The sequence below is a fragment of the Metabacillus sp. KUDC1714 genome (assembly GCF_014217835.1).
Lineage (GTDB): Bacteria > Bacillota > Bacilli > Bacillales > Bacillaceae > Metabacillus > Metabacillus rhizosphaerae.
In genome coordinates this window covers 4,337,389-4,359,390 of sequence record NZ_CP055263.1, presented here as the reverse complement: position 1 = coordinate 4,359,390, position 22,002 = coordinate 4,337,389, and the positions used below count along the sequence as shown (strand labels likewise).

Annotated in this window: 19 protein-coding genes; all 19 read right to left on the bottom strand. The window is 36.7% G+C overall.

What is annotated here, in order from left to right; genetic code table 11:
• Nucleotides 1-22: 22 nt before the first annotated feature.
• A complete protein-coding gene (gene dapG, locus HUW50_RS20060; RefSeq protein ID WP_066337633.1) occupies nt 23-1,240 on the bottom strand; it encodes an aspartate kinase in 1,218 nt (405 codons plus the stop codon).
• Between the two features lie 66 nt (nt 1,241-1,306).
• Nucleotides 1,307-2,350, bottom strand: coding sequence for an aspartate-semialdehyde dehydrogenase (asd, locus tag HUW50_RS20055; RefSeq protein ID WP_066337638.1), 1,044 nt, complete (start codon nt 2,348-2,350; stop codon nt 1,307-1,309).
• A 129-nt stretch (nt 2,351-2,479) separates the two neighbouring features.
• Entirely contained in the window at nt 2,480-3,082 is a 603-nt protein-coding gene (locus tag HUW50_RS20050; RefSeq protein WP_066337641.1) for a dipicolinate synthase subunit B, read from the bottom strand.
• Nucleotides 3,082-3,981, bottom strand: a complete 900-nt coding sequence (gene dpaA, locus HUW50_RS20045; RefSeq protein ID WP_066337646.1) for a dipicolinic acid synthetase subunit A — start codon at nt 3,979-3,981, stop codon at nt 3,082-3,084. Before dpaA ends, HUW50_RS20050 begins: the two co-directional genes overlap by 1 nt.
• A 292-nt stretch (nt 3,982-4,273) precedes the next feature.
• Nucleotides 4,274-4,534, bottom strand: a complete 261-nt coding sequence (locus tag HUW50_RS20040; RefSeq protein ID WP_066337647.1) for a YlmC/YmxH family sporulation protein — start codon at nt 4,532-4,534, stop codon at nt 4,274-4,276.
• An 82-nt stretch (nt 4,535-4,616) separates the two neighbouring features.
• Nucleotides 4,617-5,855: a M16 family metallopeptidase gene (locus tag HUW50_RS20035; RefSeq protein ID WP_066337648.1), complete on the bottom strand. Its 1,239-nt coding sequence runs from the start codon at nt 5,853-5,855 to the stop codon at nt 4,617-4,619.
• 28 nt (nt 5,856-5,883) lie between these two features.
• A complete protein-coding gene (locus HUW50_RS20030) occupies nt 5,884-6,873 on the bottom strand; it encodes a polysaccharide deacetylase family protein (RefSeq protein WP_066337650.1) in 990 nt (329 codons plus the stop codon).
• A 275-nt stretch (nt 6,874-7,148) separates the two neighbouring features.
• Complete coding sequence (gene pnp, locus HUW50_RS20025; protein ID WP_066337652.1) at nt 7,149-9,266, bottom strand: polyribonucleotide nucleotidyltransferase; 2,118 nt, start codon at nt 9,264-9,266, stop codon at nt 7,149-7,151.
• Nucleotides 9,267-9,482: 216 nt separating this feature from the next.
• On the bottom strand, nt 9,483-9,752 hold the full coding sequence (gene rpsO / locus HUW50_RS20020; RefSeq protein ID WP_066337658.1) for a 30S ribosomal protein S15: 270 nt from the start codon (nt 9,750-9,752) through the stop codon (nt 9,483-9,485).
• A 123-nt stretch (nt 9,753-9,875) separates the two neighbouring features.
• Nucleotides 9,876-10,823 carry a bifunctional riboflavin kinase/FAD synthetase gene (gene ribF, locus HUW50_RS20015; protein WP_185653150.1) on the bottom strand — a complete coding sequence of 316 codons (948 nt, stop codon included), beginning with the start codon at nt 10,821-10,823 and terminating at the stop codon, nt 9,876-9,878.
• Between the two features lie 31 nt (nt 10,824-10,854).
• Nucleotides 10,855-11,775 (bottom strand): tRNA pseudouridine(55) synthase TruB, encoded by a 921-nt coding sequence (gene truB / locus HUW50_RS20010; RefSeq protein ID WP_185653149.1) that lies wholly within the window; start codon nt 11,773-11,775, stop codon nt 10,855-10,857.
• A 162-nt stretch (nt 11,776-11,937) separates the two neighbouring features.
• Nucleotides 11,938-12,294: a 30S ribosome-binding factor RbfA gene (gene rbfA / locus HUW50_RS20005; RefSeq protein ID WP_066337664.1), complete on the bottom strand. Its 357-nt coding sequence runs from the start codon at nt 12,292-12,294 to the stop codon at nt 11,938-11,940.
• A gap of 15 nt (nt 12,295-12,309) precedes the next feature.
• Nucleotides 12,310-12,588 (bottom strand): DUF503 domain-containing protein, encoded by a 279-nt coding sequence (locus HUW50_RS20000; protein WP_066337666.1) that lies wholly within the window; start codon nt 12,586-12,588, stop codon nt 12,310-12,312.
• Nucleotides 12,585-14,783 carry a translation initiation factor IF-2 gene (gene infB, locus HUW50_RS19995; protein ID WP_066337668.1) on the bottom strand — a complete coding sequence of 733 codons (2,199 nt, stop codon included), beginning with the start codon at nt 14,781-14,783 and terminating at the stop codon, nt 12,585-12,587. The genes HUW50_RS20000 and infB overlap by 4 nt, the downstream gene beginning before the upstream one ends.
• Nucleotides 14,784-14,802: 19 nt before the next feature.
• On the bottom strand, nt 14,803-15,108 hold the full coding sequence (locus HUW50_RS19990; RefSeq protein ID WP_066337670.1) for a YlxQ family RNA-binding protein: 306 nt from the start codon (nt 15,106-15,108) through the stop codon (nt 14,803-14,805).
• 4 nt (nt 15,109-15,112) lie between these two features.
• Entirely contained in the window at nt 15,113-15,385 is a 273-nt protein-coding gene (gene rnpM / locus HUW50_RS19985) for an RNase P modulator RnpM (RefSeq protein WP_066337673.1), read from the bottom strand.
• A 13-nt stretch (nt 15,386-15,398) separates the two neighbouring features.
• Nucleotides 15,399-16,529 (bottom strand): transcription termination factor NusA, encoded by a 1,131-nt coding sequence (nusA, locus tag HUW50_RS19980; RefSeq protein WP_066337674.1) that lies wholly within the window; start codon nt 16,527-16,529, stop codon nt 15,399-15,401.
• 171 nt (nt 16,530-16,700) lie between these two features.
• Entirely contained in the window at nt 16,701-17,171 is a 471-nt protein-coding gene (gene rimP, locus HUW50_RS19975; RefSeq protein WP_066337675.1) for a ribosome maturation factor RimP, read from the bottom strand.
• A gap of 501 nt (nt 17,172-17,672) precedes the next feature.
• Entirely contained in the window at nt 17,673-21,986 is a 4,314-nt protein-coding gene (locus tag HUW50_RS19970; protein ID WP_066337676.1) for a PolC-type DNA polymerase III, read from the bottom strand.
• Between the last annotated feature and the right edge of the window lie 16 nt (nt 21,987-22,002).

Genomic DNA, 22,002 nt, shown 5'->3' with positions numbered 1-22,002 from the left:
TGTTCATGGGCTTTAAGTTTTCTTACTTTGATAGATCAAATGCTTCGTGTAAAGCATTTACCGATTTTATCATATCTTCTTCCTTTACTAAGACCCAAATCGTCGTGTGACTATCAGCTGATTGAAGGATTTGGATTCCCTTTTCGGAAAGTGCTGTCACTATTTTTGCTGTCACACCTGGAACACCCATAATTCCTGCACCTACTGTTGATACTTTTGCACAATGTCTATTAATAATTGGTTCATAACCGAGACTCTCTAAAATTTCAATTGCACGATCGGTAACCTTATCAGTAACAGTGTAAATAACACCTTTTGGAGTTATATTAAAAAAGTCAACACTTATACCGTCCTTTGCCATTGCTTTGAAAACTTCAGTTTGTACATCATATTGTCCTTCTTTTGCAGTCACTTTTATTTGAGTGACATTAGAGACATGAGCGATTCCGGTTATAAGTCGTTCATGGACATCGCTACCTCTTTTTCTAGAGTGATTTGATGTAACGAGTGTTCCCGAGGATTGTGAATATGTCGATCGAACACGTATAGGTACTTCTGATTGCATTGCAATTTCAACTGCACGGGGATGGATAACCTTAGCACCTTGATATGCAAGATTAACAATTTCCGTATATGTTACAATTGAAAGAGGTTTTGCATTTTCTACAATTCGTGGATCTGCAGTCATGACACCCTCAACATCTGTAAAGATATCAACAAATTCAGCATCTAATGCTGCACCTAGTGCGGCTGCAGAAGTATCACTTCCACCTCTACCGATCGTCGTAATATCTCCATTTGTCGATGAAGCACCTTGAAAACCTGCCACAACTACAACATCATGAGTTTCGAATGTCTCAAGCAATCGCTCACACTTCATTTCAAGAATTTTCGCATTTGTATGTTCATCATTTGTAACAAAACCTGCTTGTGATCCATTTAGCGCTGTAGCTTTAATATCATTCTCGTTTAACATACTCGAAAATACAATTGAAGAAATCATTTCACCACAAGACAAGAGCATATCCTGTTCCCGATTCGAAATCGACTCAATTCCGCCATACAGCAAACCAAGCAGCGTATCTGTTGCATAAGGATCACCATTTCTACCCATAGCAGAGACGACAACAACAACCTTATAGCCTTCTGACATTGCTTCTTTTATATGGTTTAAGGCCATGTCTCGGCCGTGTGCATCTTTAACAGACGTTCCACCAAATTTTTGAACGATAATTTTCATTGTAACACCTCAACTATAGACGTGAGAGAAGAGAGCTGGTTAACCATGCTCTCTTCCTAATAATGATTAAACTAATTGTAATTTTACAAGGCTCTCAGCGATTTGAACAGAGTTCCAAGCTGCTCCTTTTAATAGGTTATCAGAAACAATCCACATATGGAATCCATTAACACGGTCCAAATCTTTACGAATTCGACCTACAAACACATCATTCTTTCCTACACAATGTGCTGGCATTGGATAAATTTGTCTTGAAGGATCATCTTGAAGTGTCACACCATCAGATTCTTTTAATAGTTCTTTAACTTGCTCTGCTGTTACATCATGTTGATCAATTTCAACGTATACAGATTCTGAATGTCCAGTCTCAACAGGTAAGCGAACACAAGTAGCTGCTACGTGTAATTCAGGCATAGTCATAATTTTCTTCGTTTCGTTAATCATTTTCATTTCCTCAAATGTAAAGCCATTATCTTGGAATTTATCAATTTGTGGAATTGCATTAAATGCAATTTGATAGTGTTGTTCATCACCTTTTACAGGAAGAATTTCAGGTGTGTATTCTTCACCATTTAGGATGGCTTTAGATTGTTCTTTTAATTCACTAATTGCTGCTGCACCTGCTCCAGATACTGCTTGATATGTTGACACAATCACTTTATTTAAGCCATATTGCTTGCGGATTGGTTCAAGTGCAACAACCATTTGAATCGTAGAACAGTTTGGGTTTGCAATAATCCCATTATGATCTTTAAGAGCCTCTTCATTAACTTCAGGTACTACAAGTGGAACATTTTCATCCATTCTGTATGCACTTGTATTGTCAACAACGATTGCTCCACGTTTTACCGCTTCTGGTGCAAATTGTTTAGATACACTTCCACCAGCACTGAACAATGCAATTTGAACTCCTTCAAAGCTTTCAGGAGTTGCGACTTGAACAATATATTCTTCGTCTCTGAACGTAACTTTAGTACCTGCTGAACGCTCAGAAGAAAGCAAAGTTAATTTAGAAATTGGAAAATTACGTTCCTCCAGCGTATGAAGCATTTGCTGCCCCACCGCTCCTGTTGCACCGACTACTGCTACATGATAACCTTTTGCTTCCATTAAACACTAGCTCCTTCCAGCTATTTTAAACAAACATGTAAAATAGCTTCAAATCTTTTACGTATTATTCTATCACATTAATTGTCGAATGGATTCAAAAATTTATTTTTGTTTTATTGAATTTTTAAATTATTTTTCTAAATCGCGAAACTTTTCGACAACAACAGGTTGAAATTGTTTTCCTTCTAGTGCAGATAGAACTGTTTCAAGTAATGATTCCATTCTAGCAACCATTGAGTTAGGTTTCTTATCAGGAGCATCTTGACCAAAAGGAATAAAATAAATATCTTTAGTAGCCATTAAACGCATTAGATTTACACCATTTAACCCAAGTGCATCATTAGTTGAAATCCCAACTACAACAGGACGATGTGTTCTTAATGTTGCTTTGGCAGCCATAAGAACTGGAGAGTCAGTTAATGCATTCGCAAACTTACTCATTGAATTACCTGTTAATGGTGCAATTACCATACAATCAAGTGGGAGCTTCGGACCCAATGGTTCTGCTGCTACAATCGAATCAATTACTTTATTACCTGTCAGTTTTTCTATTTTTTCTACCCATTCTCCAGCAACTCCAAAACGTGTTGTTGTATTTTTAACTGTATATGATACAACAGCAATTACATCTGCACCTTCATCTAATAATGACTTAATTTGTGGATATACCTCTTCATATGTGCAATGTGATCCGGTAATTCCAAATCCAATACGTTTTCCAGATAACTTCATCAAGAAGACCCCTTTCCTTCTATTAATAAATCATTCAAAAGCTGTGTAAGAACGTTAGCTACAATTTGGCCTGCTGTTTTAGGGGCAACAATGCCAGGTAACCCTGGTGCCAATAGAGCTTTAATTCCCCGTTTTTCAGCATAGCGAAAATCAGTTCCCCCCGGTTTTGATGCCAAATCAACGATTAGAGTGTGTGCAGGCATATTTGAGATGACCCTTGCAGTTATAACTAAATGTGGAATTGTATTAATACATACATCAATGTCATCAACCTCTTCTTGAAGGTTTTCTAATGAAAATGGTGTAAGTCCCATCTCAGTAATTCTAGCTAAATGTGCAGTATCTCTTGCTCCTACCTTCACTTTTGCTCCTAATGCTGCGAATGTTCTGGCAACACTCATTCCTACTCTTCCAAGGCCTAGGACAGCAATTTTCGAGCCATGGATTGTGATATCAGTGTGCTGAATGACCATCATGATCGTACCTTCGACTGTTGGAATCGAATTATAAATGGCAACATCATCCCGCTCAAAAAGTTGAACCAATGTTCGATTGGTAGATTGAACAATATTATCTAAGTAAGAATTTGTAATTCCTGAATATATAACACAATGTGCTGGAGTTTTTGATAGTAATTCCTCTGTTAATTTAACTTCTTCATTCGAAAACACAGTATCAATAATCCCCTCTTGTGTGGTACCAGGGATGGGCAAAATAATTGCATCTATTTCTTCAAATTGAACCTCATCTATCTTTGCTTTTGTAGCACCAGTAAAGCCATGGTCTAATTGGTCAAAACCGATGAGAAAAAGCTTTGCATCGAGTTCAGTTAATTTACGGATAACTTCAAGCTGCCTAGCATCGCCACCGATAACAGCTACGTTTAATCCCGTTAACATGTTGATTTTTCACCTTCTTTTCGGCATGTTATCTGTTATAAATTCATTGATTTTCTAGGATAACTTACTTCAACATACTATGTAGGGAATGTAGTATGGGTGATTAAACATGAAGAATTTTGAAAGTGGAAGCTTAGTATTTTAGGAATCGGAAACCGGAACGTTCCTGTGTGATAAGTATTTTACCTTTCAAAGAGTATTCGTTTTACCTTGATGTATTCTTATTTCCACTTACCCACAATGGTGGAATTAGATAAAAAAAAAACGATTGGCATATGCCAATCGAATACTTTCATGATTCTATTTTTTCAATCTGTTCATCAGGAATATCAAGAATAATCATATCTGTCCCGATCTTTTTAATATGCTGCCAAGGTACACGAATTTCTTGACCTTGTTTTCTTAGACCAAACCACTTTAAGGAAGGGATAATTAAAGTAGTGATTTGACCTGTCTGTTCATTGATTTCAAGATCTGTTTGACCAAGCACTCCTAACCGCTCTGCCCGTTTAACATCGACGATTTCTTTTCCACTTAACTCACTTAATCTCATGTTCATTCCCCCTTTCTATTATCTTATCGGACTATACCATAAAAAAATGCCTACAATTTTCATGAATTGTAGGCATTTCAAATTATTTCAGTTTTTCAGGTAGCTGTCCGTCTGGACTGATGAGGGCAACTGAATACGTATCTGTAAACAATTGGTTTGCTAGAGTATTGACGCTTTCTTCACTAACTTCATTTACCTTTTCAATGATTGAATCAAGTGTTCGATGACGTCCAAGCATAAGTTCATTTTTACCATTCCTACTCATTCTACTATTTGTGCTTTCGAGGCTTAGCATTAAGCTTCCTTTCATTTGCTCTTTGCTATTTGCTAATTCTTTTGCGGTAATACCTTCTGCTTTCAATGTTGCTAACGTATCTTGAATCGTTTCAAATAACAGGTTTAATTGGCTGCTTCCTGTACCACCGTAGATCGTTAGTAAGCCATTATCCTCATATGAAGAATGATAAGAAAAGACCGAGTAGGCAAGTCCTTTTTGCTCCCTTACATCTTGAAACAAACGGCTGCTCATACTTCCACCTAATATATTATTTAATACGATTAAACTATAAATATTATCATGACCTACCTCTAATCCATTAAACCCGATACAAAGATGTGCTTGTTCAGTATCCTTTTTCCTTGCTAGCTTTTGATCCATAAAGCCTGGTTTTTCAACCTCACCTTTAGTTGAACTCGTTTCGTACGAACCAAAAAGTTTATCAACATCTTTTATAAATTCCTCTGATACATTACCAGCAACAGAGATTACAACTTTATCAGGAGTATAATAATCATTCATGTATTGACGTAAAGTATCTCCATTAAAGGTTGCTAACGTTTCTTCAGTACCTAAAATTGGGTAACCAAGTGGATGATCTCCATATGTAGCACGACTTAATACATCATGAACGATGTCATCTGGTGTATCTTCATACATTTTTATTTCTTCATATACTACATTCTTTTCTTTTTTTAGTTCTTCCTCATCAAATGTTGAATGAAAGAACATATCTGCTAATACATCAAGTGCATACCCGGCATGGTCATCTAAAACCTTAGCATAATAGCATGTATACTCCTTTGATGTAAATGCATTAACTTGCCCACCTATACTATCAAAGGATTCTGCTATTTCACGTGCAGATCTCGTTTTCGTTCCTTTAAAAAACATATGCTCTAAAAAGTGGGAAACACCATTATTTTGTAGATTTTCATTACGTGATCCAGTGCCAATCCATACCCCAATTGCAACTGATCGTACAGTTGGTATGTTTTCTAATACGATTCTTACCCCATTTTGACAAGTATATTTTTTTATCAAACTTGCTCCTCCTTCATAGATGCTACAATTAATCACTCATCTTTTTGTTATTCATATCATTTGTTGATAGTCTTTCTTCATCAACCATCATTGAAATAGAGCCGAACGAATATCCTTTTTGCTTGACTGATAAAATTAGTGTTTCAAGACTATCAGAAGTTGAAGAGGTTGGGTGCATTAAGATTAAAGCGCCATTATGAACTTTACCCATGACCCGCTGAACGAGCACATGCGGTTCAGGACGCTGCCAATCAATTGTATCGACACTCCACATAACTGTTTCCATATTCATTTCGTCAGCAATTTTTACAACCTCATCCCTAAAACTTCCACTTGGTGGTGCAAACCAAGTTGGCGTTACGTCTGTAACTGACTTGATGACCTCATTTGTTTTTGTTAATTGCTCTCTAATAGACGATGAAGACAACTGTTTCATATCCGGATGTGTATATGAATGATTTCCAACCTCATGACCTGCATCAACTATCATCTTAGCCATTTCAGGATTTTCTTTGACCCATCTACCTTCTAAGAAGAAGGTTGCTTTCACATGGTATTTATTTAGTGTTTCTAGCATATCAGGAATATACTCATTTCCCCAAGCAACATTAATTAGAAAGGAAACCATAGGTTTATCAGGATGTCCTCGATAAATCGGCGCTGCAGGTAAATCTGCTAAATGAACAGTCGGTTCGACTTGACGGTACACGAGGAGCTTTTCATCAAATACTCCCTTATCCTTCATTTTCTTATATGATTCTTCAACATCAACGGCTAATCCATTATAGCCTGGTGTTGCCTTCCAAACTTTATGTATTTCTGCATTTTGAGCAGGAACGTTATATTCATGGGATTTAGCTGAAATCTCATCATATAAATTGTCCTGATGCTTTGAAACGGTGATGCTAGCATATTTTATTTGATCAACATAAGAAGATGTATATGGATTTTCGATAAACCCTATGCCAACCGTTAAGATTATAAGAAATCCAACGAGATGAATAATTTTCCTTTTCATTATGTATCCCCCTTTTTACTAAAAAATATGTAAAAAGAGGACAAGGTAGAACTAGAAAGCGAAAGGTGCCTGCTTATGACTCGAGCCGATGGCACCTGCAGCTGGAGCTAGACACAAAAACTTATTCCTAAGCATAATAATTCTAAGGGCACTAAGAAAACAGACCCTTTTTAAAAAGAATCGACTTTATGTTCATAAATCCAACGATTTGCAACCGCTCTTCCTAACATCCTTTCACAACCTAAAAAGAAGCCCGGTTACCCCGGCCTCCACTATTATCCTTCTTGCTCTTCTTTTTCTTTTTGTTCTTTTAATACAGCTTTACGTGATAAGTTTACACGACCTTGCTTATCAATTTCAGTTACTTTAACTAAAATTTCATCTCCAAGGGAGAGAACATCCTCTACCTTACCGACACGTTCTTCAGCAAGTTCAGAAATATGAACTAAGCCATCTTTTCCACTGAAAATTTCAACAAAAGCACCGAATTTTTCAATGCGCTTAACTTTACCAAGATACATTTGACCAACGACCACTTCACGTACAAGATCTTCAATAATTTTCTTCGCTTTTTGATTCATTTCCTCGTTTACAGATGAAATAAATACAGTTCCATCTTGTTCAATGTCGATCTTAACGCCAGTTTCTTCAATAATTTTATTGATTTGTTTTCCGCTCGGTCCAATAACGTCTCTAATCTTATCTGGATTTATTGCCATCGTTAAGATTTTAGGTGCATATTGTGAAAGCTCTTGCTTTGGTGTTGAGATGGTAGCAAGCATTGATTTTAGGATCTCCATACGACCCTTTTTCGCTTGTTGCAACGCTTCTTCTAGGATTTCACGAGAAAGTCCTTCAATTTTAATATCCATTTGTAAGGCAGTTACACCTTTTTCAGTACCTGCTACTTTGAAGTCCATATCACCTAATGCATCTTCCATACCTTGGATATCTGTTAATACTGTATAGTGCTCTCCAGATTTCACTAGACCCATTGCGATACCAGCTACTGGAGCTTTAATTGGAACACCTGCATCCATCATTGCTAAAGTACTTGCACAAATACTTGCTTGTGATGTTGATCCATTTGACTCTAGAACTTCTGAAACAAGACGAATAGTATATGGAAAATCCTTTTCAGATGGAATAATTGGTTCTAATGCTCTTTCACCTAAAGCGCCATGACCGATTTCACGTCGTCCTGGTCCTCTCATTGGTCCTGTTTCTCCAACACTAAACTGTGGGAAATTATAATGATGCATGAATCGTTTTGATTCTTCGATACCAAGACCGTCTAATATTTGTACATCCCCAAGTGCACCGAGCGTACAAATACTTAATGCTTGAGTTTGTCCACGTGTAAACAAGCCTGAACCATGTGTTCTTGATAATAAATTCACTTCAGATGAAAGTGGTCTGATTTCATCAACACCACGGCCATCAGGTCTTACTTTTTCTTCAGTAATTAGGCGACGAACTTCAGCCTTTACTAGTTTAGAAAGAATTTGTTTAACCTGCTTAATTGTGCGATCATCTGCTTCTTTTTCTTCGAACTTAGCAATTACAGCATTTTTCACTTCTGTAATAGCAGCTTCTCTAGCATGTTTTTCTTGAACTTGAATAGCTTGTAATAAGTCGGTTTCTGATAAGTCACGAATTTCTTTTTCTAGCTCAGAATCTAATTCAAAAAGTTCAATTTCTGTTTTCTCTTTACCAACGGCTGCAGCAACTTCTTCTTGGAAGGCAATTAGACGTTTTATTTCATCATGTCCAAACATAATTGCCTCTAACATAATTTCTTCTGGTACCTCTTCTGCACCAGCTTCAACCATATTAATTGCATCTTTTGTGCCTGCAACGACTAAATGAATATCGCTTTGTTCAGCTTGTTCAACAGTTGGATTAATGACAAACTCATTATTAATTCGACCTACTGTTACACCAGCGATCGGTCCTTCAAATGGGATATCCGAAACACAAAGTGCTAGTGATGACCCAAACATTGCTGCCATTTCAGAAGAACAATTTTGATCAACACTCATAACAATGCTAATAACTTGTACTTCATTTCTAAAGCCGTCAGCGAATAATGGTCTTATTGGACGATCGATTAACCGACTTGCCAAAATTGCTTTTTCACTTGGACGACCCTCTCTTTTTATAAATCCACCAGGAATTTTCCCTACTGCATATAGTCGCTCTTCATAGTTTACAGTTAACGGAAAGAAATCAAGTGGCTTCGGTTCCTTTGAAGCAGTTGCTGTACTTAATACTGCAGTATCACCGTAACGAATTAATACGGCACCGTTTGCTTGTTTGGCTAATTGACCAATTTCAACTGTTAGGTTTCTACCAGCCCAGTCTATGGAAAACTTTTGCTTTGCTTGTCCCATATATGTAAAACTCCTCTCTTACTAGTTAGTTTTAATATTATGTATTAGTATGAACCATTTATATTCAACATATCAATGTTGTTATTGTATGTAAATAGGTTAATTAGAAAATCTTGATTCATCGCCAAGTACTATTGACAATGCTTAAGTTTTTCTTATACAGGCTCTTTATTTAAATACACTAAAAAAGCGGGAATAATCCCGCTTTTGAAGTAATTATCGACGTAAACCAAGCTTGTTGATTAACTCACGATAACGAGTTACGTCTTTATTACGTAGGTAAGTTAGTAAGTTACGACGTTTACCTACCATTTTTAATAGACCGCGACGTGAATGGTGGTCTTTTTTGTGAACACGTAAGTGATCGTTCAAGTTATTGATGTCCTCAGTAAGGATAGCAATTTGAACCTCTGGAGATCCAGTATCAGATTCATGTGTTTTAAAAGTAGCGATTAGTTCGTTTTTACGTTCTTGTGTGATAGCCATCCTTTTCACCTCCTTAATTTACAAAACCCCAATTACCGAGCAACCGTTGGTGAATCGATTTGCCAAGCAATGGTTTTAAGTTACATCAATTAGAATACTATTTTTCTAATGATTTTGCAAGAGCTAAACTGTTTTTTTTCCAAAGTATTGTAGTGCGGCAACTTTATCATTCGCAATTTGTGAGATTAATTCATCTACATTATGAAACTTTTGTTCACTTCTTATACGTTTAAACCATGAAACTGAGACTTTTTCTTCGTAAATTTCATTTTGAAAATCAAAAATATGAACTTCAATACTTGGTTTGGCAGATTTCTCTTTATTAAAGGTAGGCTTGTAACCTATGTTACATACCCCTTCATATTCTTGACCATTTACAATGATTGAAACGGCATAAACTCCTGTTGGTGGCAATAAATAGACATCAGACACCTCGACATTAGCTGTTGGAAATCCGATCGTTCTCCCTCTTTTATCACCATGAACAACAGTGCCTGTAACACTATGTGGTCTACCTAGCAGTTTATTAGCATATGTTACGTCACCGCTTCTTATCACTTCACGGATTAATGTAGAACTAATCTTTCGATCATGATCTGTTTGTTTTTCTACAGTAGTATGAAAAAATTGTTCTCTAGAATGGAACGGCAAAGTTTCCATAGTGCCCTTTCCTAAATGTCCATATGTAAAGTCAAAGCCCGCAACTGCATGCTTAACATTCAAGTTTATGATATAGTCATCCACAAACTGTTGTGGCAATAAAGCTGCAAAATCCTTTGTAAATTCCACAACAAATAACAGGTCTACATTTAATTCCTCAATCAAGCGGATCTTCTCATCAAGGGGTGTAATATAGTCAATTCCCTCCTGATTACGAAGAACCACAAGAGGATGTGGATTAAATGTCATCACTGCGCTCTTAATCCCAAGATTTTTAGCAATCTCTTTTGCTTTCAGAATAACTTTCTGATGTCCAATATGAACTCCATCAAAATAACCCAATGCTAAAACCATTTCATCAAGGTCTTGCTTCATAAAATTATGTGGTTGAGACAGCTTAATTAGTTTCACGGTCACTTCACCTTTTCTCACTTATAACATGTTAAATTTCATTATACAGCACCTTCGTAGGCTTCATAAGATGTTGTTTAGCAGGATGTTTAGCATAAATAGCTAGGCAACGTCCATCTTCACTATAAACTGCAATTGGAGACCCAGCTTCAAGATCTTGATACTCTGAAGGTAACTCAAGCACTGCACCATTTTTCACTTTCTCTGCTAGCGTATCATGGATAATTAGATTCGGCAAATCTTTTAACGCTTCACCAATTGACAGTAAAGAATCCTCAAGTGTTCCACATTCAATTGCTGCTTCAATTTCTTCAAAAGTCAAACAATTTGCCAATTCAAATTCTCCTGACTTTGTACGAATAAGATGGGACATATGGGCTGGGTAGCCAAGTTTTTCTCCAATCATTACAGCTAAAGTTCGCACATATGTACCTTTTGAACAGGTAACACGGAAGCGAAATTTAGTTAAATCATTATCGTTTATTACGTCTCCAAGAAGAACTAAATCATCAATTGTAATCACTCGAGCTGGCCTTTCAACCTCTATACCAGCTCTTGCATATTCGTAAAGCTTCTTCCCTTTCACTTTTACCGCTGAGTACATTGGGGGAATTTGTTCAATCGAACCGAGCATTGAATTTAAAACATGTTCAACTTCATCTTGAGTAATTTTAAAATTCACTTTTTTTCTTGCTACTTCTTCACCTGATGAATCTTCAGTTGTAGTGGAAAAACCAATTGTTACCTCTGCTTCATACGTTTTCGATGAAGCTGTTAGATATTCTACAATTTTAGTTGCTCTTCCAAGACATAATGGCAATACTCCTGTTACATCAGGGTCTAGTGTACCTGTATGTCCAACCTTTTTTGTTTTTGCGAGCCTTCGCATTTTGGCTACACAGTCATGGGATGTCATCCCAACAGGCTTATTTAGCAAAAGTACACCTTCCATTTAAATACCTCCATGCAATTATTTAAAATGTGAAATGATGTTACTATGTAAAATAATTTGCATTTCACTTTCCTGATTTATTATAAGACTGATACCTATCATAAATTGTGTCGCTACATAGAAAAGGGATAGACGAAGGTGTCTATCCCTTAAATAAAGGAGTTAATCCTCCTCTTTATTTTGAACATTCAACTCATGAATAAGTGTTTCAATCCGATTTCCATAGCTTATTGATTCATCAAATTCGAATTGAATTTCAGGAGTTTTTCTTAGGCGGATTCGTTGGCCTATTTCTGAACGGATAAACCCTTTTGCCTTCGCTAAGCCTTTTAGCGTGTTTTGTCTTTGTTCTTCATCACCTAAAACAGAGATAAATACTTTAGCAATTTGTAGGTCTCCTGATACACTTACATCTGTTACTGTTACAAAGCCGATGCGAGGGTCTTTTATTTTTCGACCAATAATATCGCCAAGTTCTTTTTTCATCTGTTCACCGACACGGTTTGCTCTTAAGCTCATGCCTTCACCTCTTCATTAAAACCATTCAAACGAAGTTACTGTTCGTTCAATTTCAGGAAAGGAATCAATAAATTGCAAAACATTATGCAATTCCCTTTCAGTTTGCACCTTAGAGGAACTTATGGCAACAATACCAAACTTCGTACGTTGCCACGTGTCCTGAAATTCAATTTCTGAAATTGAAACATTATACTTTTGCTTTATTCTTGTAAGCACTCGTTGTAAAACAGCTCTTTTATCTTTTAATGACTGTGAATCATAAATGATGCATTCACAATCTATATAACCGATCATTTACGTTCAATTTCCTCCATCACATATGCTTCAATAATGTCGCCTTCTTTTATATCATTGAAGTTTTTAATTGTGATTCCACATTCGTAGTTACGAGCAACTTCCTTTACATCGTCCTTGAAGCGTTTTAAGGTATCAATTTCACCTTCAAATACAACAATACCATCGCGGATTAGTCTAATACCACTATCACGAGTGATTTTACCTTCAGTAACATATCCTCCTGCGATCGTACCAATTTTGGAAACCTTGAAGGTTTGTCTTATTTCAACTTGACCAATTACTTTTTCTTCGAATTCAGGGTCAAGCATACCTTTCATTGCTAATTCAATTTCTTCAATAACTTTATAAATAATACGATGTAGACGAATGTCAACTTCTTCAACATCTGCTGTTTTCTTAGCACCATTATCAGGTCTAACGTTAAACCCAATTACGATTGCTTTAGAAGCAGCTGCTAGAATGATATCAGATTCAGTAATTGCACCTACACCTGTATGGATGATCTTAACACGAACACCTTCAACATCAATTTTATGCAATGCTGCTGCTAATGCTTCCGCAGACCCTTGAACGTCAGCTTTTACAATTAAATTAATGTCTTTGATCTCACCTTGTTTAATTTGCTCAAATAAATCATCTAAGCTCAACTTAGAACCTTCGCTACGTTGTGCATCAAGCTGCTTCTGAGCTCTTGCTTCCCCAACCTGACGAGCTTGTTTCTCATCTTCAAATACCATGAACTGATCTCCAGCTAAAGGTACGTCATTTAAACCTGTGATTTCAACAGGAGTAGATGGTGCTGCCTCTTTCACACGGCGACCGATGTCATTAACCATTGCACGTACACGACCAAATGTATTACCTACTACAATTGGATCACCAACGCGAAGAGTTCCGTTTTGAACAAGTAATGTTGCAACAGAGCCTCTACCCTTATCTAATTGTGCTTCAATTACCGTACCTGTAGCACGTCTGCTTGGGTTAGCTTTTAATTCCTCTACTTCAGTTACAAGGATAATCATTTCAAGTAGATCATCAAGTCCTTGACCAGTTAAAGCAGAAACTGGTACAAAAATAGTATCCCCACCCCAAGCCTCTGGTACTAGACCATGTTCTGTCAATTCTTGCATAACACGATCAGGATTTGCTGTCGGTTTATCAACTTTGTTTACAGCAACAATGATTGGTACTTCAGCTGCTTTAGCATGGTTAATAGCTTCAATTGTTTGCGGCATAACACCATCATCTGCGGCTACTACTAAAATGGTAATATCTGTTACTTGCGCACCACGAGCACGCATAGTTGTAAAAGCAGCATGACCTGGTGTATCAAGGAAGGTAATCTTTTGATCATTAGAAACAATCTGATATGCACCAATATGCTGAGTGATACCCCCAGCTTCACCTTCAGTTACTTTCGTATTTCGAATGGAGTCAAGAAGGGTTGTTTTACCATGGTCAACGTGACCCATGATTGTTACAACAGCAGGGCGGATTTGTAAATCTTCATCACGGTCCTCTTCTTCATACTTCTCGAATTCTGTTTTTTCAAATACAATTTCTTCTTCCACTTCAACACCATATTCACCAGCAATTAATTCAATTGAGTCTTTATCAAGCTCTTGATTAATTGTTGCCATTGTTCCGAGTAAAAGAAGCTTTTTAATAATTTCCGAAGGCTCTTTACCAAGCTTTGAAGCTAATTCTCCTACAGATAAACTATCTGTGAAGGTAATTTTACTAGGTAGTTCCTTTTTAGGCTTTGGTTGAACAGGTTGTTGGAAGTTACCTTTATTTTTCTTATTGTTGTTGTTTTTCTTACCTTTATTTTGATTAAAGGGTTTATTATTAGATTGATTTGGCTTTTTGTTATCTCGGTTATTGTTAGTTGGAGCTTGCTTAAGCGATTTATTGTTAGCAGATTTCTCTCCACCACTAGTTGTTTTTACATTTGAATTGTTAGGACTTGTATTAGAATTATTCACTTGTTTCCCCGGTTTCTTAGTTGATTCGTTATTTGTATTTTCTTGACTTTTTGCTTTAAATTTTTGATCAAGCTTAACTATGACATTATCTTCAATTGTTGACATATGATTATTAACTTCAACATTCATCTCTTGTAACGTAGAAATAATGTCTTTACTTGATACATTTGTTTGTTTTGCATATTCATAAACTCGCATTTTTGTCATACGTTCACCCCCAAGAATATTAATCGAGCAAGGTTTTTAACTTTGCAGCAAAGCCAGCATCATTTATCGCTACAACGACTCTCGCATCTTTACCAATTGCTTGACCTAACTGGTAGCGATCCTCAACGGTTTTTAAGGGGACCTGATAAAATTTACATTTATCTGTTACCTTCTTCATTGTATTAGCGGATGCATCTTGTGAAAGAAGAACAAGTTTAGCGCGTTGTTGTCTCACTTCTTTAACAACAAGTTCCTCCCCTGATATAACTTTTCGTGCTCGATTTGCTAAGCCCAATAAGGACGTCCATCGTTGCTGCTGATTCATGTATTTATTGTTTCTCCTTCTCAGCCAATTGAAGTAACTCTTCGTATACAGTTTCATCAATTTTTGTCTTTAAATGATTAGCAAGAATATTTTTCTTTTTCGCTAAAAGAATACACTCTTTATCAAGTGTGATATAAGCTCCACGTCCATTTTTTTTTCCGGTTAGGTCGACAGAAACATCGCCTTCCTTTGATCGGACAACTCGGACTAATTCTTTTTTGGTTTTCATTTCACCTGTTGCAACACATTTACGTAAAGGAATTTTGCGATTGTTCATGTGATTTCACCTCTTATTCACTAAGCTCAGGTTCATGAATACTAGTTAAAAGTGGTTCGTCATCAACATCAACGTCGGATTCAGACTTTTGAAGTGGATAAATTCCAGCTTTTTCGGCATCTGTTTCACTTTTAATATCTATTTTCCAACCAGTAAGCTTAGCTGCTAAACGAGCATTTTGTCCACGTTTACCAATTGCTAATGATAATTGATAATCAGGAACAATAACTGTAGTAGCTTTTTCTTCTTCATTTACAAGTACCTCAACTACTTTAGAAGGACTAAGTGCGTTAGCGACAAATTCAATAGGATCTTGCGACCATTTTACAATGTCAATTTTTTCTCCTTTTAATTCGTTGACAATTGCTTGTACACGTTGCCCTTTAGGCCCAACACATGATCCAACCGGATCTACTTCAGGATTCTCGGAATGTACAGAGATTTTTGAACGATCTCCAGCTTCCCTAGAAACAGATTTAATTTCAACAGTACCATCATAGATTTCTGGAACTTCGATTTCAAACAATCTCTTTAAAAGTCCCGGATGTGTTCTAGACACAAAAATTTGTGGGCCCTTCGTCGTTTTTTCAACCTTTGTAATAAATACCTTTATACGGTCATGTGGTTTATAAGTTTCATTTGGCATTTGCTCACTAACAGGTAAAAGAGCTTCTATTTTACCTAAGCTTACATAAATGAATTTAGAGTCGATACGCTGAACAATACCTGTCATAATATCTTCTTCTCGATCAATAAACTCGCTATAAATTACACCACGCTCAGCTTCACGAACACGCTGAGTTACGACTTGTTTAGCTGTTTGTGCTGCAATACGACCGAAATCCTTTGGAGTAACTTCCATCTCAATCACATCGTTCAGCACATAATTTGGATTGATTCCTCGTGCTTCACTAAGAGATATTTCAAGACGCGGATCATATACCTCATCAACAACATCTTTTCTTGCATAAACCTTCATTGTCCCTGTTTCACGATTTAAATCAACGCGAACATTTTGTGCTTGGTTAAAGTTTCGTTTATAAGCAGAAATTAATGCAGCTTCAATTGCTTCAATGATAATTTCCTTGCTGATGCCCTTTTCCTTTTCTAAAATTGTTAAGGCATCTAATAGTTCACTACTCATTTTAACGGCTTCCCCCTTAAAAAATAAGCTAAATGCATATTGTTTTGCTAAATCCACCTTCTACAGTTAAGGTACAAGCTTAGTACACTTAAGAAGTAATGAGGAGAATGCTTGGACTTGTAAGTGGATAAATACTCACAAATCTGCTGGAGATACTGCAGTCCATGCTAGTTAAAATGTTACGGCTAATCTAGCTTTTGCCACTTTATCATAAGGGATTTCAACCTGTTTTTTCCTAGTCTTAATTGTTACAGTTACAGTAACCGTTTGACCGTCAAAATCAGTTAAGACACCTTCAAATAACTTTTCTCCATTTATTGGTTCATATGTTTTAATATGGACCTGTTTACCAATTGCTTTCTTTAAATCTTCTTCTTTTTTTAATGGTCTCTCAGCACCTGGCGATGAAACTTCTAAGAAGTAGTTATGTTGAATGGGATCTAATTCGTCAAGCTGCTCGCTTAATCGTTCACTAACTACACCACATTCTTCAATATCAATGCCTTTTTCAGAATCAATAAATAATCGAAGAAACCAATTAGAACCTTCCTTCACGTATTCAATATCGACCAATTCTAATTTCATATCGTTTAAAATTGGTGTCACTAATTGTTCCACGATTTCCGTTACTTTTTTGCTCATTCTCTTCCTCCTTGCTAAGAAAAGCGCATGCCTTGGGCAACGATAATCACATACCTTTGGTGATTATTGACTTGAAGGCTAGGCGCTGAAGCTAGACATGATTCTTTAGTCCAAAAACTAGCATTCTTATCCTAAACAGCAATTTGACACCTTTAAGTTGCTGAAAAACCCTGCCTTTTGAGCAGGGAATGGTATGTACTATACTATCCGAGTGACGAGGACGATAACAATACGAAAGAGTGGGTTTCCCCACTCTTTTCCTCTGCTTATCGTTAGCATTTCCATTAAAATCATAACATAACCGTATTTTTATTGCAAATATACCTTAATTCCCCCAGGGTCAGACCCCCAGGAGAATATTTAAGTTATTTGAACAAGTCTTTGTAGGAGTTTGACACTACTTAGAGCAACGTTGTTAATGCACTATAATCTTCTAGTTAGTGTTTCATTTCAATTAGTGGGGGGGTAGCCCCCGCTTGAGACTTAGTGTTTTAATGTCCTTTAAAATAGTGATAGTTGGTTTTGATCCGGTAGTTCATCAAGACAGCCATGAGTGTTTAAATATTCAATGATTGTTTTTGAGACTTTACCTCGTTGCTGGAGATCTTCTTTTGATAGAAATTCTCCGTCTTCTCTAGCTTTTACAATATTTAACGCTGCGTTTGTTCCAAGTCCAGGAATGGAGTTGAACGGGGGAATTAGTGTATTCCCATCAATAATAAAATCTGTTGCACTAGAACGATAAAGGTCAACCTTTTGGAAGGAATATCCTCTTTCACACATTTCTAGTGCTAGTTCTAATACAGTTAGTAGGTTTTTCTCTTTTGGAGAAGCATCTAACCCTTTTAGATTAATTTCATCAATTTTAGCTCGAATTGGTGTAGAACCTTTTACCATTGTGTCAATATCAAAATCATCGGCACGAACTGTGAAATATGCAGCATAATATAGTAGAGCATGATGAACTTTAAAATACGCAATACGTACAGCCATTAACACGTAAGCCGCAGCATGGGCTTTTGGGAACATGTACTTGATTTTTAAGCAAGAATCAATATACCAAGCTGGCACTTCCTGTTTTTTCATTTCTTCTTCCATTTCATCTGTTAAACCTTTTCCTTTACGAACAGACTCCATAATCTTGAAGGCGAATGAAGGCTCTAATCCTTGATAGATAAGATATACCATGATGTCATCACGACAGCCAATAACCTCACTTAACGTACATATTTTATTATGAATTAACTCTTGAGCATTCCCAAGCCATACATCTGTCCCATGTGATAGACCAGAAATTTGGACAAGCTCAGAGAACGTAGTTGGTTTTGTATCTTCAAGCATTTGCCGAACAAATCTTGTTCCAAACTCAGGAATCCCTAATGTCCCTGTTTTACACATTATTTGTTCTTCAGTCACGCCTAAAGACTCGGTTCCACTAAAAATCTTCATTACCTCAGGATCATCTGTCGGAATAGTTTTTGGATCAATACCGCTTAAATCCTGTAGCATACGGATTACAGTTGGATCATCGTGTCCAAGAATATCTAGTTTTAATAGGTTATCATGAATGGAATGGAAATCAAAATGGGTTGTACGCCATTCAGAACCTGTTGCATCTGCAGGGAATTGAATCGGCGAAAAATCAAAGATATCCATATAATCAGGTACAACAATTATTCCACCTGGATGCTGTCCTGTTGTTCGTTTTACTCCGGTACATCCTTGAACAAGACGGTCAACCTCAGCACCTCTATAAATGAGGTTATGATCATTTGCATATCCTTTTACATATCCATAAGCAGTTTTTTCTGCTACTGTCCCGATTGTACCAGCACGGTACACATTGTCTTCACCAAAAAGAACCTTCGTATAGTTATGGGCTGTAGGCTGATATTCGCCTGAGAAGTTCAAATCAATATCGGGAACTTTGTCCCCTTTAAAGCCTAGGAATGTTTCAAAAGGAATATCATGTCCATCTTTTTGATATTGAGCACCACAATTCGAACACTCTTTGTTAGGTAAATCAAAACCAGAACCGACTGATCCATCATTAAAAAACTCTGAATGCTGACAATCTGGACACACATAATGAGGTGGCAGCGGGTTTACCTCTGTTATTTCTGTCATTGTTGCGACAAATGAGGAACCAACAGACCCACGTGAACCTACTAGGTAACCATCATCAAGTGATTTTTTAACGAGTTTATGTGAGATAAGATAAATAACCGCAAACCCATGGCCAATAATACTCTTAAGTTCTTTTTCTAGTCGAGCCTCAACTAGTTCCGGAAGATTTTCTCCATATATACTTCTCGCTCTAGAATAGCTCATTGCGCGGATCTCTTCATCTGCACCTTCAATCTTAGGTGTATAAAGATCATCCTTTATTGGCTTAATTTCGTCGATCATATCAGCAATCTTATTTGTGTTATCTATAACAATCTCTTTAGCTTTCTCTTTACCAAGGAAAGAGAAGCAGTTCATCATTTCATCCGTAGTTCGGAAATGAACATTTGGTAATTCATGACGATTTAATGGGTTTGCCCCACCTTGAGAGCTAATCAATATTTTCCGGTAGACCTTTTCAACAGGATTTAAATAATGCGCATTCCCAGTTGCTACTACAGGCTTTTCTAGCTTTTCACCGAGCTTTACAATATTGGTAACAATTTCTTTTAAAGACGTTTCATCCTTAATATAATCTAATGCAATAAGGTGATTGTAAACCTCTAAAGGGTGTACCTCTAAATAATCATAATATGCTGCAATTTCTTCTACCTCTTCGGGAGATTTTTGCATCATACCTTCAAAAACCTCACCTTTATCACATGCGGATCCGACAATAAGACCTTCTCGATATTTATTGAGTTGTGAACGTGGAATTCGTGGAACTCTGTAAAAGTAATTCATATGTGAAATGGAAACTAGTTTGAATAAATTTTTCAACCCAGTTTCATTTTGTGCAAGTATAATAGCATGATATGGTCTTGAACGTTGGTATGCATTACCTTTACCCATATTGTCGTTAAATTGATTGTGATTTTCGATGCCCTTCTCCGCTGCATCCTTTAGCATCTTAACAAGCAAATAGCCTGTTGCTTCGGCATCATAAATTGCTCGGTGATGCTGAGTTAATTCGATATCAAACTTTTTACAAAGTGTGTTAAGTCGATGATTTTTAAATTCAGGATATAGGAAACGTCCGAGTTCTAACGTATCGATAACAGGGTTTTTAGCCTTTTCTTCACCAAGAAGTTTTTTATACCCTACATTTAAAAAACCCATATCAAAGCTAGCATTATGTGCAACGAGAATATCATTTCCGATCCAATCCTTAAATTTCCGTAATACTTCATCAACATTAGGGGCATCTTTTACCATATCGTCTGTAATGCCTGTTAAATCAATTGTGATTGCTGATAATGGATGATGAGGATTTGCGAAGGACTCAAAACGGTCGATAATTTCTCCTCCACGAACCTTTACTGCAGCCAACTCAATGATTGTATCGTAAACAGCTGATAAACCAGTCGTCTCAACGTCAAATACAACATATGTTTCATCAGGTAAAAAGCGATTATCATCATTATAAGCAATAGGAACCCCATCATTTACAAGATTTATTTCGACACCGTATAAAACCTTGACTCCATTCTTTTTGCCAGCTGAATATGCTTCTGGAAAAGATTGTGCGACAGCATGATCTGTTAATGCAATTGCCTTATGTCCCCATTTCTTAGCTTGCTCAATATACTTACTTACAGACGTTACTGCATCCATTTGACTCATTGGTGAATGAAGATGAAGTTCCACCCTCTTCTCATCTTCTGGAGATTGATCTCGTCTCTCTTGAGGTGTAATTTCATTAATGTCATTTGCAATCATTACAAGATCTCGTACGAATGTGTCATTTTGGATGCTACCGCGTACTTTTAACCACATTCCTTTTTTAACAGCCTGTACTAAAACGGCATCCTCTTTATCTCTAGCAAACATTTTAACAAGGATGGAGCTTGTGTAGTCAGTAATTTTAAAGGTCAGAAGTGTTCTTCCACTTCTAAGTTCCTTTGTTTCTGCATCAAACACATACCCCTGAATAGCGGTTCTTCTCTCTTCATCTTCAATCGAAGCAAGGGTACGAATTTCTTCATCATTTTTGATCGTATAACCAATTGTTAAAGGTCCAGTATATTCAGCTTGACTAGCCTCTTCCTTCTCAGCATTAACCATGTCAGTTAGTGCCTTTAGTCCTTTCTCTTTATCTTCTTGTAGCTTTTGTTCTTGGAATTTTAAAATTTCCTCTTGTGAGACTGCTACAGTTGTATCTAATTGAAAGGTAGGAAATCCCAGTTCCTGAAAGCTTTCTTGAATGAGAGATGCATATTTTCGTTTTATTGTCATTGCCTCGGTATCATTTTTGGTTTTAACAATGACCTTTATCCCCTGAACAGTTGGTTTTTGCTCATTTAATAGTGCGAGCATTGGAGGGGAGATTCCGTCCATTTGCTGAATACAGATTGACCAATAATCCTGAACAAGTTTTTCGTCAAAATTTTGTTCTTTCGTTTCAATCGAAAATGTAACATCTGCAATATGAGAAAACGCCTTTGCAAGCTTAGTCTGAAACAATTGATACACATCAAAAGGCAGAATTTTTTCGAATTGAAAATGAAAATGCCACTTTTTCGTTTGTTTATGCACGGTCAACTTGGCAATTGAACCGTTCTTAAAGTGAACGACAACCGCATCTTCTGTTAAATTTATTTGTTGGAGCAGGAGTTGAAATCGCTCAATTTGGTTGATTTGCATGTCCATATACTATCCCCTTTCT